Source organism: Kribbella orskensis (genome assembly GCF_004342085.1).
Classification (GTDB): Bacteria; Actinomycetota; Actinomycetes; order Propionibacteriales; family Kribbellaceae; genus Kribbella; species Kribbella orskensis.
The window spans coordinates 850153-865661 of the sequence record NZ_SLWM01000001.1; the positions used below are offsets into that span (position 1 = coordinate 850153).

Below are 15509 nucleotides of genomic sequence, written 5' to 3' on the forward strand. Positions count from 1 at the left end.
TCCAGGGTCGCGCCTCCCCCGGCCAGGAGAGACCGAGGAGACGAACTCAGCGACGCGTCGAGCAGAGCCCGGCTCTTGGCCGAGCTCACGTCTTGGCTACTTCACGCTTCCGGCGGCAACGGAGACCTGCAACTGACGCTGGAAGATGATGTAGACGACCAGAACCGGCGCCACAGTGATCACCACGGCCGCGAACAGGGCGCCGAAGTCCACCGCATAACCGGCTTGCGATGCGAACGAGGCCATGCCCTGCGAGAGCACGTAGTTGTTCGAGTCGGTGTTCAGGGCAACGGGTAGCAGGAACTGGTTCCACAACCCCAGGAAGTTGAAGATGGCGACCGACGCCATCCCCGGCCGCGCCATCGGCAACATCACCGAGAAGAACGAGCGCCACTCACCTGCCCCGTCGATCTGCGCCGCCTCGTACACCTCGCCCGGCAGCGCCTTGAAGAAGCTGTGCAGGAAGAAGACGGTGAACGGCAGCGCGAACGCGACGTACGTGATGATCAGCCCTGGGAGGGTGTTGAGCAGCGCGAGGTTCTTCAGCACGAAGAACAGCGGCACGATCGCCAGGAAGACCGGGAACGTCAGCCCAGCCAGCATGGAGTAGTAGATCAGCCGGTTGCCGCGGAACGAGAACCTGGCCAGCACATACGCGCACATGGCACCCAGGATCATCACCAGCACCAGCGCGGAGCCCACGACGACCACCGTGTTCGCGAAGTAGCGACCGATGCCGGCCGTCGTCCAGGCGCTGGAGTAGTTGCTGAATTGCAGTTTGCCCGGCAGCGACAGTGGGTTGCCCAGGATCTCCTGCGTCGTCTTGAACGAGGACAGCAGCGTCCACAGCAGCGGCAGGATCACCAGCAGCGACCACAGGATCAGCGCGATGTGGGCGGTCGTGGCAACGCGCTTGCCCTCCTGGGCCTGCTTGTCGGGCGCGCGGGACCCGGCGACGAATTCGGCCCGGTCGGCGGTGGTTGTCATCGGCGTACCTTCCGCTCTCGTCCGCCGGTCAGGGCGTTCACCAGGAAGACCAAGAACGCGAACAGCAGCGTCACTGTGGCCAGGACCACGCCCATCGCCGTCGAGTAACCGAACTGCCCCTTGGTGAAGGCCGTGGTGAACAGTTGCTGGGGCATGACCAGCGTCGAGTTCTGCGGGCCGCCGCCGGGGTTCAGCGCCTGCATGTAGACGAAGGCGTCGAGGGCAGCGATGCCGAGATAGATGTACGCCGTCTGCACGTTGTCCCGGATCAGCGGCACCGTCAGGAAGACCGCGGTACGGAACCGGCCGGCGCCGTCGATCCGGGCAGCCTCGAACACCTCGGGGTCGATGCCCCGGATGGCGGCGATGAACAGCACCATGTAGAAGCCGACGAAGCCCCAGATCATCACGAACATCGACACCGGCATCGCGGTCCGCGCGTCACCGAGCCACGCGTAGTTCTCGAACTGGGAGAGCCCGATCTTCGACAGTACCGCGTCCAGCAGGCCCGAGCCCGGCGTGAACACCTGGGCCCAGATCAGGCCGATCACGATCGCGGGGATCACGTACGGGAAGAACGAGACGATCCGGTAGAAGCCGGCGTTGCGCAGTCCCCGGACGGTCCCGGTGCCCGAGCCGCCGATCGTCACCAGCGTGGCAAGGGTCAGGGCCAGCACGATCGTCACGAACGGCACGACGATCGCGAGCTGGATGTTGTTGCGCACGGCCTTCAGGAAGATGTCGTCGTGGAACAGCTTGACGTAGTTGTCGAAGCCGACGAAGTTCATCCCCGAACTGAACCCTGACCAGTCGGTCAGCGAGTAGTACAGCGCTTGCACGAACGGAGAGACCACGAAGATCACGAAGACCGCCAGCGGCAGGCCGAGGAACACGACCATGAAGCTGGCCCGGTCGAAGGTCAGCGGCCGGCGCCGCCGGGCGTCGGACCGCTTGGGTCCGCCGCCCGGCACGACATCTTGCGTTCCGGTCACTTGGTAACCGGGATCTTCTTGACGGAGCTGTCGTTACGCACCTTGTCGGTGATGTCCTGCAGGCCCTTGGTGAGGCCGGCCGCGTCGATCTTGCCCGACAGGAACGAGTTCCAGACGACGAGCTGGTCGGTGTTCATGCCGTACAGGTCGAAGACCTGGTAGTTGAAGATGTCGGTACCGGCCGCGTCCAGCATCGCGGTCTGCGACTGCAGGGCGGTGGAACCGAAGCCGTCCGCGGGAACCAGGCCCTTGACGATCGTCGGCGCCAGCCGGGTCTTGGCGAAGTTGGTCGCCGCGTCCTTGGACAGCATCGCCCGCAGGACTTCCTTGCCGCCGGCAACGTTCTTGCCCTTGGACGGGACGATGAACGGCTCACCGGCCGCGCTGCGCAGCGCCGCGTACGGCAGCTTCGAGCTCTCGGTCAGTGTGGGCTCGGGGATGCCCTTCATCTGGAACCCGCTCTTGGTGGCCTTCTTCATCTCGTTCTCGATCCACGAGCCCGAGGGGTAGAGGATGGCCTGCTGGTCGTTGCTCCACTTCGCCTGCGCGGCGGTGAACTGGGTGCCGGCGCCGCCGGGGACGAAGTAGCCGTTCTTGACCATGGTCTCCATGGCCTTGAAGACGCCCTGGATCTGCGGCTTCGACCAGCAGTCCGCCTCGAGGTTCTCCAGCGACAGCCGGACCTCGTCGCCACCCTCCTTGATCGCCGAGTCGACGGCCAGGGTGTTGTAGTAGGTCGCCGCTTCCTTGCCCCAGACGAACAGGTACTTGCCCTTCGCCTTCGCCTTGGCGCCGAGGTCGAGCAGCGCGTCGTAGGTCTTCGGCGGCTCCCAGCCGTTCTCCTTGAACAGGCTCTCGGAGTACCACAGGCCGTAGAGCGTGAGCACGTAGTTCATGGCGACGAACTTGCCGTCGAAGGTGCCGGGGGCCTTGGCGCCGGGGTACAAGGTGTCGGCGATCTTCGTGCCCTCGAGGTTGTTGGCCTCGAAGACGTCGTCCAGCGTGGTGAGCTGGTCGAGGATCGTGTTGAAGCCGATCGCGTTCGCACCGGAGTTGTCGATCAGGTCCGGCGGGTTGCCGCCGACGAAGCGCGGCTGCAGCTGCTGGGCGATCTGGGTGGACGGGGCGACCTTGACCGTCGAGCCCGCGTGCTTCTGCTGCACGATGTTGGCCGCGAACGTCACGTAGTCGTAGCCGTACCCACCGTTGAAGATCACGGCGTCAACGGTCGACTTGTCCGCCATGCCGAACGGGTTCTCCGCGGTCTTGTCGGCGCCGCCACCGCCGGAACCGCTGTCGTCGTCGCCGCCGGTGGCGCAGGCCGCGAGGAGCGTGCTGCCGCCGGTGGCCAGCAAGGTGCCGACCGCCGCGCGCTGCAGGAACAGCCGCCGCGACAGGTTGTTGGGAGTGGTCATGGGTCCCGCCTTCCGAGAGTGTTTCAAGCAGTACGCCGGATCCGGCCGGCGTACTGTGCTTCAAGGGCGTGGTTGTGGTCGTCGCCGCCAGGGATGTTCGCGGACAGGTAGACCGGTGGCTTCTCGCCGGCCTCGGTCAGCCGGCGCAGAACCTCTGCGACCAGCATCTGCGCAATCAGGGCGGCAGTGATGGAGGACACGGCGCAGACCTTGCCGCCGTCTGGCAGATCGAGCACGGAGTCGCCGTACGGAGCGTGGTTGTCGATCACCACGTCGGCGAAGTCGATCAACTTCTTGCCGGACGGGTGCCGCGAGTCCACCCCGCTGGTGTGCTGCAGCGAGGTGATCGCGATCAGGGGGTGGCCCTTCTCCTTCACCACCGTGGCCAGCTCGACGATCGAGCCGTTCACGCCGGAGTTGGAGGCGATCACGAACAGGTCGCCCGGTCGGGCCGCGGACAGTTCGTAGAGCTTGCGGGAGTACGACGGGTCGCGTTCCAGCTCGCCGCCGCGGAGCAGCTCGGGCGATTCGCCGCCGAGCAGCACCAGATCCCGCAGCGCGATCCGGTTCGTCGCGATCAGGCCGCCCGCGCGCCCGGCGATCTCCATCGCCAGCGCCTCGGAGTGGCCGGAACCGAAGGCCTGGATGACGCCGTTGGCGCGCAGCGAGTCGGTGACGAGGTCGGCGGCCTTCTGGATCGGGCCGTCGATCTGCTCGGTCACGGCTGCCATGATCGGAGTGAGCGCGTGAACATACGCCTGCGCGCTGACAGCACTCCCGTCCCCGTTGGCGGCCTGGTTGCTGCCGTCTGCCGTGCTGGCCATCAGAGGCCCCACCCCTCGACTAATGTGTTCGCCGCGACACACCTGGTGCCGACAACTGCGCAAGTTTGCGGTTTGCTGGACAGAACTTTTCTCACCTGGCAGCTAAAGTCAAGGCTCATCTCACTCTCTCCTCCAGATCGGGACCGTTGCGTGACCTTGTCTGTTGTTGTCCACGACTAGGCACTTTTGAGCAGTTTGGAGCATCGCTTATGTCGGTCGAACGCCCGCTCGCGCAACCAAACGATCCAGTGGTCTTGATGCCAGCGGCCGCACTGGTCCTGGGCGGCGACCTCGGCGGCACCTCTACCCGGATCGTGATCGCGGACCATGAGGGCAACGTAGTGGGTCGCGGGGCTGCCGCGGGCGGAAATCCGACCAGCCACCCCGCAAGTGCCGCGGCCAACTTCGGCCAGGCCATTCACCAGGCGCTGGAAGGCCTCGACGCGAGTCTGGTGCGCACCGCGGTGATCGGCGCGGCCGGCGGCTCCGCACTGTCCAACCCGGGCGTCCGGGCCCAGTTCGACGCCGCCTGGAGTGGCGCCGGCCTGGTCTGCGAGGCCGACTACATCGGCGACCTCGAGGTCGCTTTCGCCTCCGGTACGCCGGAGCCGGACGGCACCGTGCTGATCGCGGGCACCGGCAGCGCGGCCGGCCTGGTCCGCGACCACCGGCTGACGCGGACGGCCGACGGGCACGGCTGGCTGCTCGGTGACGACGGCTCTGGCTTCTGGCTCGGCCGTGAGGCAATGCGCAGTCTGTTGCGCGCTCTCGATCTCGGCGAGCCGCTCGGCGGTCTCGGCGAGGCCGTCGTGAACGCCGTGCTGCCGGACCGGGACAAGGACGCCATGGCGGAGCGTGAGGGGTACGACCGGCTCCGTGACGACCTGATCCGCACGGTGAACGCACGTCCACCCGTGCTGCTGGCCGAGTTGGCCCGCACGGTCGTCGCGGCGTACGACCAGAACGACAAGACGGCACATGCCCTGGTGAAACGCGCAGCCGAACTGCTCACAGAGACGGTCAGCCGGCTCCGGACAACGTCGGACAACGGCCCGTTGGTGCTGGCCGGCAGTGTCGCGGGCGAATCCTCGCCGGTCGGCCGGCTGCTCCGGCAGAACATCCACGAACACTTCGACGGCGAGGTGCTGACCGCCCGCGACGGGGTGGGCGGAGCCACCTGGCTGGCCCTCGGCGTCCTCGACCCCGCACTGGCCACCCGCTCCAACCACGCCCGTCTGGTCAGTCAACCCGCCTAGTCAGTACTACGTACGCGCGCGCGTACGTAGTACTGACTGCTCCGGCTACTCGTCGAGGGCGGAGATCGGGCGGAGCTCCACCGCGAAGAACTGGGCCTCGGGGATCCGGGCGGCGATCTCCTCGGCGCGTTCGGGGGACTCCACGTCCACGATGAACACGCCCGCGAGTTGCTCCTTGGCCTCGGAGTACGGGCCGTCGGTAGTGGCGCGGACGCCCTCGCGGACGCGGATCACCTTCGTCTGGCGCGGAGCGGCCAGCGGTTCGGCGGCGACCAGTTCGCCGCGCTCGCTCAGTTCGGTGAGCAGCTTCTCCAGCTGCGCGGTCAGCGCCTCCCGCGCGGATTTGGGGAGCTTGCGGCCCTCCTCGGCGTACAGGAACGAGGGGTGGCCCCAAGTCACCGGGTTGCTGTGGATCAGTAGCACGTATTTCACGGCAGTTCCTTTCCGTCGGATGGATCTTCGCAGCAGAGGTCGGAGGGTGCCCGGACTTCTCGACATTTCGCCACATCCGGCTGTCGTCGCAGAATGTCGACCGCCCGTGCCCCGGTCCGACGTACCGGCCGACAGCTGATGCCGAACCTGAGGTGAGCGATGTGAACGAGTCCGATCTGCGGCTGGCCGACGGCCGCACGCTGCACGTGTACGACACGCACCCGGGCGACGACGGCCGGCTCCCGGTGGTCTGGCACCACGGCACTCCCAACCTGGGCGCACCGCCCGCACCGCTCTTCGAGGCCTCCGACTGGCTCGGGATCCGCTGGGTGTCGTTCGACCGCCCCGGGTACGGCGGCTCCACGCCCGCGCCCGGCCGGACCATGTCATCGGTCGCGGGTGACGTGGCAGCCGTCGCCGACTCGCTCGGGATCGACCGGTTCGCCGTCGTCGGCTACTCCGGCGGTGGCTCGTACGCACTGGGCAGCGCCGCGGCACTCGGCGACCGGGTGGAGGCCGTGGTCAGCCTGGCCGGCATCGCGCCGTACGACGCCGACGGGCTGGACTGGTTCGCCGGGATGGTCCCGTCGGGGGTTCTCGCGCTCGAGGCGGCGGTCCGGGGACGCGCGGCGAAGACGGCCCACGAGACCTCCGGGATCGAGTACGACCCGGAGTTCACCGCGGCAGATCTGGCCATGTTCGAGGGACCGTGGAGGTGGCTCGGCTCGGTCGCGGGACCGGCGCAGGACGCGGGACCGTACGGGCACATCGACGACGACGTGTCCTACGTCCTCCCCTGGGGCTGCGACCCGATCTCGATCGCGGCACCGGTGCTGCTCGTGCACGGCGGCGAGGACGGCGTCATCCCGAGCAGCCACGGCGAGTGGCTCGCCGACCACCTGCCGGACGCCGAACTGCGCCTGGATCCGGGCCTTGGGCACATCTCGGTACTGTCGTACGGGGAGGACGGCTTGGAGTGGATCCGCGAGCAGACCGGCTGAACCACCGGTTGCATCGCCGAGTCCTGGGTACGGAGGTTCAGATGAGGCGATCAAGGGGTGTCATACGTGCTGGTGGCTGACAGGTACCGGCTGGGCGAGGCACTCGGCCGCGGCGGCATGGGCGAGGTCTTCCGCGCTGTCGACGAGGTGCTCGGACGTCCGGTGGCGGTCAAGCTGCTGCGGCCCTTGGACCACGATCCGGCGGCGGCCACCGAGCGGTTTCGCCGGGAGGCACGGGCCGCCGCGATTCTGAACGACACGCACGTCGTCGCCGTGTACGACTTCGGTCAGCACGGCGACCGCTCCTACCTGGTGATGGAACTGGTCGAAGGCCGCAGCGTCGCCGACGAGCTGGCGCACACCGGGCCGCTTCCCCGCGAGCGCGCCGTCGACATCATCGAACAGGCCGCCGCCGGGCTGGCCGCCGCTCACCGGCGGGACATCGTCCATCGCGACGTCAAGCCCGGCAACCTGCTGCTCACGACCGACGGGACCGTGAAGATCGCGGACTTCGGAATCGCCCATCTGGCCGACGAAGGCGCCGCCACGCTGACGGTCACCGGGCAGATCATCGGCAGCACCCACTACCTGGCCCCCGAGCGAGCGCAGGGCCTGCAGGCCGGCAAGCCGTCGGACGTCTACGCACTCGGCTGCGTGCTCTACCAGCTCGTCGTCGGCCATCCGCCTTTCACGGCCGAACACCCGACGGCGATCCTCTACCAGCACGTCGACACCGAGCCGCCCCGCCCGAGCCACGTGCACCCTGACCTCGGCGGCCCGTTCGAGGCCGTGCTCCTCCGCATGCTCGCCAAGGATCCCGCCGCCCGGCCCACCGCCACCGAGATCGCCGCCGGCGCCCTCCGCGCCCCAGCCGGCACCGCGCCAACCAGCGCGGCAGGCGCAGCCGCCGCTGGACTGGCAGCGAGCGCCGCCACCCAAGAAAGCTCCCCTGCGACGCTTACCGACCTAGCTGTGCCTGCGGCTGCGGGCCAGCTCGCAGGTGGCTCAGGTGGCTCAGCTGGTGAGGCCACAGACATCGCGGCTGCAGACGCCGAACGGACTCCGGACGCGGGTACGCCGACGGGCGCGCCTGCGCTGCCGGCTGATGCGGGCCGCCGGAAACACCTCGTGGTGGGGGCTGCGGCTTTGCTGGCAACGGCCGCCGCGGTGGTCGCAGGAGTCCTGATCAACGGGGACCAGACGAAGCCTCCGGCGACGATCAACCTCGATCCCTCGCCGAGTGTCGCGCCGAGCACACCGGGGCGGACCCCCGGGCCGACAGGGACCTCGACCAACCGGACCCAGCCGCGCGCGGTCAACCAGACGGACAAGAGCACTCCGACCCAAAGCCCGTCCCAGCAAAGCACGCCAACGCCGGGCACCTCTCCGAGCGGCACGCCCTCGACTGGTACCCCATCACCGGGCCCCCAGTCGCCCAGCGCGACGCAAAGCAGCAGCACACCCAGCGCTCCAACCCAGGGGACCCCCTCGACCACCACCTCTCCCCCGGACCCATCGCCGTCGAGCAGGCCGTCGACGAGTAGCACCCCACAGGACAACCCCCCGGCTGCGAACGCCGCGGGTCCGGGCACTGACTGATTCGGCCGAGCGTCCTGGCCCGGTTACCCGTGTAGGCGGTGGGTACCGAAGTCCGGATGAGGCGATCAGGAGGTGCCACCCGTGCTCGTGGGTGACAGGTATCGGCTCGGTGACCCGCTCGGGCGTGGCGGCATGGGCGAGGTGTACCGCGCCGTCGACCAGGTGCTCGACCGCCAGGTAGCGGTCAAGCTGATGCTCCCGGTCCGGAACACTCTCGCGGCGACGGAACGCTTCCAGCGCGAGGCAAGGGCGGCCGCGGCACTGAACGACCCGCACGTCGTCGCCGCCTTCGACTTCGGCAGCCACGGCGACGGCTTCTATCTCGCGATGGAGCTCGTCGAAGGCCGCACTGCCAGCCAGGAACTCAAACGGCATGGACCGCTGCCGGCGGATCGTGCCGTCGACATCATCCGGCAGGCGGCGGCCGGGTTGGCGGCAGCTCATCGGATCGGCATCGTGCACCGCGACATCAAGCCCGGCAACCTCCTGCTGGCCGACGACGGCACCGTCAAGGTCGCCGACTTCGGCATCGTGCGCTTCCTCAACGACACCACGACCACGTTGACGGCGACCGGTCAGATCGTCGGCACCAGCCATTACCTGTCGCCAGAACGCGCGCTCGGCAAGCCCGCCGAGGCGCCGTCAGACGTCTACGCCCTGGGCTGCGTGCTGTACCAACTCGTCACCGGCCATCCACCGTTCCTGGCCGACGAGCCGGCCTCGATCATGTACCAACACGTCGAGACCACCGCTATCCCACCCAGCGACATTCGCCCCGAACTCTCGGGCGAGTTCGAGTCTTTCCTCTTCTGGCTACTGGCCAAGGACCCCACACAGCGCCCCACCGCAGCCCAGATCGCCAACGGCGCAAGGCCTCCAGTCATCATCCACCCGACTGAGGCAGCCACCACGGAGTCCATCGCCCTACCCACGAAGGCCGACGCCCAGCCTGTTGAAGCACCGCCTGTCGAGGTGTCTCGCCAGCCATCCCGAAAGCTGCTGGTGACCGCCGGCGCGACAACCGCACTGGCGATCGCGGCAATCGTCGGAATCCTCCTCGACGCAAACACCCTCAAGGCCCCCGCCACCAACAACCTCACCCCCGACTCCAGCACCACCACCCCCAAGGCGACTCCAACGCCATCCCAGACAGTGGCCGGAACCTCAGCAGCCCCACAGCCGACCGCCCGTTCCACCCAGCGCAGCCACACCAGCAAGCCCACCAAGACCGCGCCAACCAAGGGCGTGAAGAAGCCGAAACCTTCAAAGCCGCCACACCCTGGGAAGCCTTGACGGGTTGTGGTTGGCGCACGTCGGGCCAGTTGCTGTGGATCCAACCCTCGCGGGGGCGGCTGATCGCTAGCTCGCTAGCTCGCCAGGTGCCTATTCCAAGCAACAGCTTGACATCTCTCCAGCGTCGGGTTCACTATTCCAAGCATGTCTTTGGAATCGGCGAATGATCCGCGTAGGCGGCGGTTGTTGGATGATCCGTTGGCTATTCGGGCGATGGCGCACCCGGTGCGGCTGGATCTGCAGGCCTTGCTGGGGAAGGAGGGGCCGTTGACCGCGGCTGACGCGGCGCGGCGGCTTGGGATCAGTCAGGCGTTGGCTTCTCATCACCTGCGGCAGCTCGCGAAGTACGACTTCGTGGAGCCGGCGCCGGGGAAGGACAACCGGGAGCGGCCCTGGCGCCTCGTTTCCACGTCGCAGTCGTGGCGCGACGCGAAGCTGAACCCCGAGGCAGCGGCTGCGGCCGACATACTCGAACAACTGCTGGCCGAGCGAGCCCTCGGTGCCCTGGCTGACTGGCAGCAGCAGCGGCCGGAGGAGCCAGAGGTCTGGCGGGAGAACGCCGGCATCGGACACACCGGGATCTACCTGACCGGCGACGAGTTGGCCGAGCTCGAGGAGCAGATCAGCGGACTGCTCCAGCGGTACGTCGATGAGCGCCCGATCGACGACAAGTCCACCCGGCCGCCGGGCAGCCGCCTGGTCGACATCACCCGGATCGTCACCGTGTCACCGGCGGAGGAGAGCCAGTGAAGAACCTCTGGGAGGTGCTGGCTCGTCAGCGGGACTATCGGCTGGTACTGAGCGCCGGGTTGATCTCGCTGACTGGGGACTGGATCCTGCGGATCGGGCTCGCGTACCACGTGTACGCGCTGACGGGTTCGACGCTGGCCTCGGGTGGTCTGCTGCTCGCGTCGTTCCTGCCGCTGGTGGTGCTCGGCTCGCTGGCGGGCGTGTTCGTCGACCGGTGGGACCGGCGGCGGACGATGATCTTCACCAACCTGGCACACGCGTTCGTCCTGCTGCCGCTGCTGGTGGTCCGCGACGACTCCACCATCTGGGTGATCTACCTGGTGGTGCTCGCACAAAGTTGCCTGCAGCAATTCTTCCGGCCGGCCGAGCAGTCACTCGTGCCGCTGCTGGTGGAACCACGGCAACTCGTCACAGCGAACGCGCTGAACAGCCAGACCAGCGATGTCGCCCGCCTGGTCGGTGCCGCGCTCGGGGGTGTCCTCGCAGCGATCGGCGGACTCCCCCTGCTCGCGCTGGTAGACGCCGCGACCTACTTGATAGCGATGGCACTGCTGATCGGCGTACGGCATCGCCCGGAGCCACTCCAACTCGAACGTGCCGGCGGCCTGCGACCCGCAGTACTGAAGGTGAAAGCCGAATGGATAGAGGGACTCCGGATCTGCGTAGGCGGCCCGGCGATGCGACTGGTATTCGTCTTCGGACTGGTCACAGGCGTCGGAGAAGGGGCCATGAGCACCTTGTTCGCGCCGTTCGTGTCCGCCGAGCTGGGCGGCGACGGTACGGCGTACGGGCTGATCACCTCGTCGCAGGCGATCGGCGGGATCGTGGGCGGGCTGGTCGCGGCCGCTGTCGGCTCCCGGTTCTCGGCCGCGAAGATGTGGGGGTACGGCGCGGTCGTGTTCGGGCTGATCGACCTGGCGATGTTCTGCTATCCCCTGTTCTGGAACAGCCTGGCGCCCGCGTTCGTCTGCATGGTGCTGGTCGGGCTACCCGGTGCGTTCCTGATCGCGGGGTCGATGACGGTGATCCAGCGGCTGACCGACGACGCCTCCCGCGGCCGGGTGTTCGGCGCGCTCTTCGCCGCCGAGGGAGTCGCGCTGCTGGTCGGCATCGCCGTCGCGGGTGTGCTCGGCGACGTCGTCGGCATCATCCCGGTGCTGGTCGTGCAGGGACTCGGCTTCGTTGCCGGCGGCATCGTCGTACTCGGGCGGCTGCGGATCCTCGAGCCGGCCCCGGTCGAAGCCCTTACTCCGTGACGACGACCGTCCCCGCGACAGTCTCCGGGAGCGGCTCGTCCGCGACCACCCGGTGCACCCGGACGCGCGCCACCCGGCGGCCGTCCATCTTGGTGACGGTCATCTTGTAGCCGTCGAACTGCGCCTCGTCGCCGACCGCCGGGACCCGGCCGAGCTGGGCAGCGAGCCACCCGGCCACCGTCTCGTACGGGCCGTCCGGGAGCTCCACCCCGGTCTCGTCGGCGAAGTCGTCCAGGTTCAGCAGGCCGTCCACCTCGACATCGCCACTGCGCAACCGGGTCGTCTCGGCCGACTCATCGTCGTACTCGTCCTTGATGTCGCCGATCAGTTCCTCGACCAGATCCTCGAGCGTCACGATGCCCGCGGTACCGCCGTACTCGTCCAGCACGATCGCGAGATGCGTACTGCGGCGGCGCATCTCGGTCAGCGTCGGCAGCAGCTTCGCGGTGTCGGGCAGCATCAGCACGTCGCGGGCCAGATCGCCGACCCGGACCGACCGCGAGGCGACCGCCGGGTCGAACAGGTCGCGGACGTGCACGAACCCGACGATGTCGTCGGCCGACCCGTTCATCACCGGGTACCGCGAGTGCGGCCGCTCGGCCGCGAACTTCACCGCCTTGTACGCCGGCATCTCGGCGTCGACGAAATCCACCTCGGTCCGGGGCAGCATCAGCTCGCGGAGCTGGCGTCCACCGGCCTCGAACACGTCGTCCACGATCCGGCGCTCCTCCTCGCCGAGCGACTCGTGCGCCGAGACGATCTCGCGGAGCTCCTCGTCCGACATCACCTCGCGGTTCGCGTTCGGGTCACCGCCGAGCGCGCGGACCACCAGGTCGGTCGACCTGGACAGCAGCCAGATCACCGGCCGGGCGATCGAGGCGATCCGGTCCACCAGCGGGGCCAGGCCGAGCGCGAAGGTCTCGGCCCGCTGCAGGGCGAGCCGCTTGGCCGCGAGCTCGCCGACCACGATCGACACGTAGGAGATCGCGATGGTGATCAGCACCAGGGCGACGGTGTTCGCCACGGACTCCGGCAGGCCGAGATCCTGCAGGTGCGGCGCCAGCCCGTCGGCCAGCGTCGCGCCACCGAAGGCGGCGGACAGGAAGCCCATCAGGGTCACGCCGATCTGCACGGCGGACAGGAAGCGGTTCGGGTTGGCGGCCACCCGGGCGACGGTCTCGCCGCGTCGGCCGCGCTGGGAGATCGACTTGAGCTGGCTCTCCCGCAGGGAGACCAGGGCCATCTCGGCCGCGGCGAAGACGCCACCGATCAGGACGAAGATGAAGATCAGGACGATGTTGAGCAGGGTCTGGTTCATGGTTGGGGGATTCCTAGCGCCCTGTCCTGGTCGGCGGGAGAGAGCGCGATGGTAGGGCGACGTCCATCGGTCCAGGGTAACGGCGGCGGGCCTCACGATGCATGTTCGAACTTGTTGGTTTACGATGATTCATGGCCAAGTCATGGTCGGGGAGGCCGTCAGCGGCCCGCACCCGCAGCAAGTCGGACCAGGAAGCCGGACGATGAACACACCTCGAGGCGCCCGCCGGACGGACACCACCTTGTCCGACGGCCGGCAACTGATCTACTACGACCCCGCCGACACCCCGGTCCGGGTGCCCCTCGAGGACACCCGCGGGCTGCCCGCGCCCAAGCCTCAGGTGGAGCTGCGGACCGACCCGCTGACCGGTGACGTGATCACCTACGCGACGCACCGCAACACCCGGACCTACCTGCCGCCGGCCGACCAGTGCCCGCTGTGCGCGACCAAGCCGGGCAACCCGACCGAGATTCCGGACCACGACTACAACGTGGCCGTGTTCGAGAACCGGTTCCCCTCGTTCGCCGGACCCGGCCGGGCCGAGGTGGTCTGCTTCACCAGCGACCACAACAAGTCGTTCACCGACCTCTCCCAGGGCGAGGCCCGGCTGGTGGTGGAGGCCTGGGCCGACCGGTCCGCCGAACTGCGCGCCCGCCTGGACGTGGAGTACGTGTTCCCGTTCGAGAACCGGGGCCGTGAGATCGGCGTGACGCTGAGCCACCCGCACGGGCAGATCTACGCGTACCCGTTCCTGCCGCCGCGGATCAACAACCTGCTGGCGCGGGCCCGCGAGCACCAGGAAGTTGCCGGGAGCAACCTCTTCGCCGATGTGCTGGCCGCGGAGCGCAAGGAGGGCACCCGGATCATCGCGGAGAACGAGAACTGGACCGCGTTCGTGCCCGAGGCGGCCCGCTGGCCGGTCGAGGTACACCTCTATCCGCACCGGCAACTGGCCGGGATCGCGGACCTGAGCACCACCGAGCGCGACGATTTCGCCCAGCTCTACCTCGACGTACTGCGCCGCTTCGACGGCCTGTACGGCGACCGGCTGCCCTACATCGCGGCCTGGCACGAAGCGCCGGTCCGGGTGGATCGGGAACTGGGCTACCTGCACCTCGAGTTGTTGTCGATCCGGCGGGCCGCGGACAAGATCAAGTATCTTGCCGGTTCGGAGTCCGGGATGGGCGCCTTCATTTCCGATACCAGGCCCGAGGACGTGGCCGAGACCCTGCGGAAGGTTGGTTCGTGAGCAAGTTCGCGGAGGTCTTCGGCACCGAACCCGACGGGGTCTGGCGCGCACCCGGCCGGGTCAACCTGATCGGTGAGCACACCGACTACAACGACGGCCTGGTGCTGCCGATCGCGCTGCCCAACCAGATCCAGGTGACCGCGTCGGCGCGCACCGACGGTGTGATCGGCGTCGCTACTTCCGGCCGGCCCGGTGTCATCGAGTTCGCGCTGGCCGACGTGTCGCCGGGGTCCGTGAAGGACTGGGCCGCCTATCCGGCCGGTGCCGCGTGGGTACTTCGTGAGGCGGGTTACGACATCGGCGGGGCGAACCTGCTGGTGGACTCGGATCTTCCTTCAGGCGCGGGCCTTTCCTCTTCGGCCGCCCTGCTGTGTGCGACGGCCGTCGCCCTGCTCGGCCTGCGGGACATCGAGGTCGACCCGGCCGAGGTCGCCCGCCTCGCCCAGCGCGCGGAGAACCACTACGTCGGGGCGCCCGTCGGCCTGATGGACCAGATGGCCTCGATGTGCTGCACCGCCGGCCACGCCCTGTACTTCGACATCCGCGCGATGTCGACCGATCAGATCCCCTTCGACCCCGAGGCCGAGGGGCTCAGCCTGCTCGTCGTCGACGTGAAGGCGCCGCACCGACACGTGGACGGCGAGTACGCGGCCCGGCGCAAGAGTTGCGAACAGGCCGCGGCCGAACTCGGCGTACCGGCTCTGCGCTCGGTCGCCTTCGAGGACCTGGACGACGCGCTGGCCCGCCTGTCCGGCGACGTCGTACGCCGCCGCGTCCGCCACGTCGTCACCGAGATCCGCCGGGTCGAGGAGGCCGTCGCCCTGATGCGTGCCGGGCGGTTGCGCGAGGTCGGCCCGCTCTTCACCGCCTCCCACGCCTCCCTCCGCGACGACTTCGAGATCACCGTCCCCGAACTCGACGTCGCCGTGGACACCGCCCTCGCCGCTGGTGCCCTGGGCGCCCGCATGACCGGCGGCGGCTTCGGCGGCTGCATCATCGCCCTGGTCGAAACCTCCGCGACCGCCTCCACCCTCACCGCCATCACCGAGGCCTTCGCCGCGCACTCCTTCACCCCGCCAGCCTCACTCTCGGCCACCCCCTCCCCCGGCGCCTCCCGCGTCTCCTGACGCGGGGAGC

The 15509-nt window shown here is 68.5% G+C and carries 14 protein-coding genes; 8 read left to right on the forward strand and 6 right to left on the reverse strand.

Features of this window, described 5'->3' with window-relative positions; genetic code table 11:
• Nucleotides 1-96 precede the first annotated feature (96 nt).
• The 4 genes from EV644_RS04150 to EV644_RS04165 are packed head-to-tail and all read right to left on the reverse strand — an operon-like array spanning nt 97 to nt 4218.
• Nucleotides 97-987, reverse strand: coding sequence for a carbohydrate ABC transporter permease (locus tag EV644_RS04150; protein ID WP_132186877.1), 891 nt, complete (start codon nt 985-987; stop codon nt 97-99).
• Nucleotides 984-1979: a carbohydrate ABC transporter permease gene (locus tag EV644_RS04155; RefSeq protein WP_241997752.1), complete on the reverse strand. Its 996-nt coding sequence runs from the start codon at nt 1977-1979 to the stop codon at nt 984-986. Before EV644_RS04155 ends, EV644_RS04150 begins: the two co-directional genes overlap by 4 nt.
• The gene (gene ngcE, locus EV644_RS04160) at nt 1976-3394 is read right to left on the reverse strand and encodes an N-acetylglucosamine/diacetylchitobiose ABC transporter substrate-binding protein (protein WP_132186876.1); all 1419 of its coding nucleotides are present in this window, start codon (nt 3392-3394) and stop codon (nt 1976-1978) included. Before ngcE ends, EV644_RS04155 begins: the two co-directional genes overlap by 4 nt.
• A gap of 23 nt (nt 3395-3417) precedes the next feature.
• Nucleotides 3418-4218 (reverse strand): sugar isomerase domain-containing protein, encoded by an 801-nt coding sequence (locus EV644_RS04165; protein WP_132186875.1) that lies wholly within the window; start codon nt 4216-4218, stop codon nt 3418-3420.
• Nucleotides 4219-4475: 257 nt separating this feature from the next.
• Between EV644_RS04165 and EV644_RS04170 the strand changes: the two genes are divergently transcribed.
• Complete coding sequence (locus EV644_RS04170; protein ID WP_241997750.1) at nt 4476-5474, forward strand: N-acetylglucosamine kinase; 999 nt, start codon at nt 4476-4478, stop codon at nt 5472-5474.
• Between the two features lie 45 nt (nt 5475-5519).
• Here the strand turns inward: EV644_RS04170 and EV644_RS04175 are convergent, their stop codons facing one another.
• Complete coding sequence (locus EV644_RS04175) at nt 5520-5906, reverse strand: YciI family protein (protein ID WP_132186873.1); 387 nt, start codon at nt 5904-5906, stop codon at nt 5520-5522.
• A gap of 161 nt (nt 5907-6067) precedes the next feature.
• Here EV644_RS04175 and EV644_RS04180 point away from each other — a divergent pair, with 161 nt between their 5' ends.
• The 5 genes from EV644_RS04180 to EV644_RS04200 all read left to right on the forward strand — a co-directional run bounded on the left by EV644_RS04180 (nt 6068) and on the right by EV644_RS04200 (nt 11805).
• Nucleotides 6068-6907, forward strand: a complete 840-nt coding sequence (locus EV644_RS04180; protein ID WP_132186872.1) for an alpha/beta fold hydrolase — start codon at nt 6068-6070, stop codon at nt 6905-6907.
• Between the two features lie 72 nt (nt 6908-6979).
• Nucleotides 6980-8506, forward strand: coding sequence for a serine/threonine-protein kinase (locus EV644_RS04185; RefSeq protein WP_241997748.1), 1527 nt, complete (start codon nt 6980-6982; stop codon nt 8504-8506).
• 87 nt (nt 8507-8593) lie between these two features.
• Complete coding sequence (locus EV644_RS04190) at nt 8594-9799, forward strand: serine/threonine-protein kinase (RefSeq protein WP_132186871.1); 1206 nt, start codon at nt 8594-8596, stop codon at nt 9797-9799.
• Nucleotides 9800-9997: 198 nt separating this feature from the next.
• A complete protein-coding gene (locus tag EV644_RS04195; RefSeq protein WP_241997746.1) occupies nt 9998-10549 on the forward strand; it encodes an ArsR/SmtB family transcription factor in 552 nt (183 codons plus the stop codon).
• Complete coding sequence (locus EV644_RS04200) at nt 10546-11805, forward strand: MFS transporter (RefSeq protein WP_132186869.1); 1260 nt, start codon at nt 10546-10548, stop codon at nt 11803-11805. The genes EV644_RS04195 and EV644_RS04200 overlap by 4 nt, the downstream gene beginning before the upstream one ends.
• Here EV644_RS04200 and EV644_RS04205 read toward each other — a convergent pair.
• Nucleotides 11795-13123, reverse strand: coding sequence for a hemolysin family protein (locus EV644_RS04205; RefSeq protein ID WP_132186868.1), 1329 nt, complete (start codon nt 13121-13123; stop codon nt 11795-11797). The two genes, EV644_RS04200 and EV644_RS04205, sit on opposite strands and share 11 nt — an antisense overlap.
• A gap of 202 nt (nt 13124-13325) precedes the next feature.
• On the opposite strand from EV644_RS04205, the gene galT reads away from it, so the two are divergent.
• Both galT and galK read left to right on the forward strand, forming a co-directional pair.
• Entirely contained in the window at nt 13326-14372 is a 1047-nt protein-coding gene (galT, locus tag EV644_RS04210) for a galactose-1-phosphate uridylyltransferase (protein ID WP_132186867.1), read from the forward strand.
• Nucleotides 14369-15499 carry a galactokinase gene (galK, locus tag EV644_RS04215; RefSeq protein WP_132186866.1) on the forward strand — a complete coding sequence of 377 codons (1131 nt, stop codon included), beginning with the start codon at nt 14369-14371 and terminating at the stop codon, nt 15497-15499. Before galT ends, galK begins: the two co-directional genes overlap by 4 nt.
• Nucleotides 15500-15509 lie beyond the last annotated feature (10 nt).

Bases quoted from the DNA above. Each gene is read 5' to 3' on its own strand.
- ngcE (WP_132186876.1), bottom strand. From the start codon at position 3,394: ATGACCACTCCCAACAACCTGTCGCGGCGGCTGTTCCTGCAGCGCGCG.
- EV644_RS04170 (WP_241997750.1), top strand. From the start codon at position 4,476: ATGCCAGCGGCCGCACTGGTCCTGGGCGGCGACCTCGGCGGCACCTCT.
- EV644_RS04150 (WP_132186877.1), bottom strand. From the start codon at position 987: ATGACAACCACCGCCGACCGGGCCGAATTCGTCGCCGGGTCCCGCGCG.
- galT (WP_132186867.1), top strand. From the start codon at position 13,326: ATGAACACACCTCGAGGCGCCCGCCGGACGGACACCACCTTGTCCGAC.
- EV644_RS04205 (WP_132186868.1), bottom strand. From the start codon at position 13,123: ATGAACCAGACCCTGCTCAACATCGTCCTGATCTTCATCTTCGTCCTG.
- EV644_RS04165 (WP_132186875.1), bottom strand. From the start codon at position 4,218: ATGGCCAGCACGGCAGACGGCAGCAACCAGGCCGCCAACGGGGACGGG.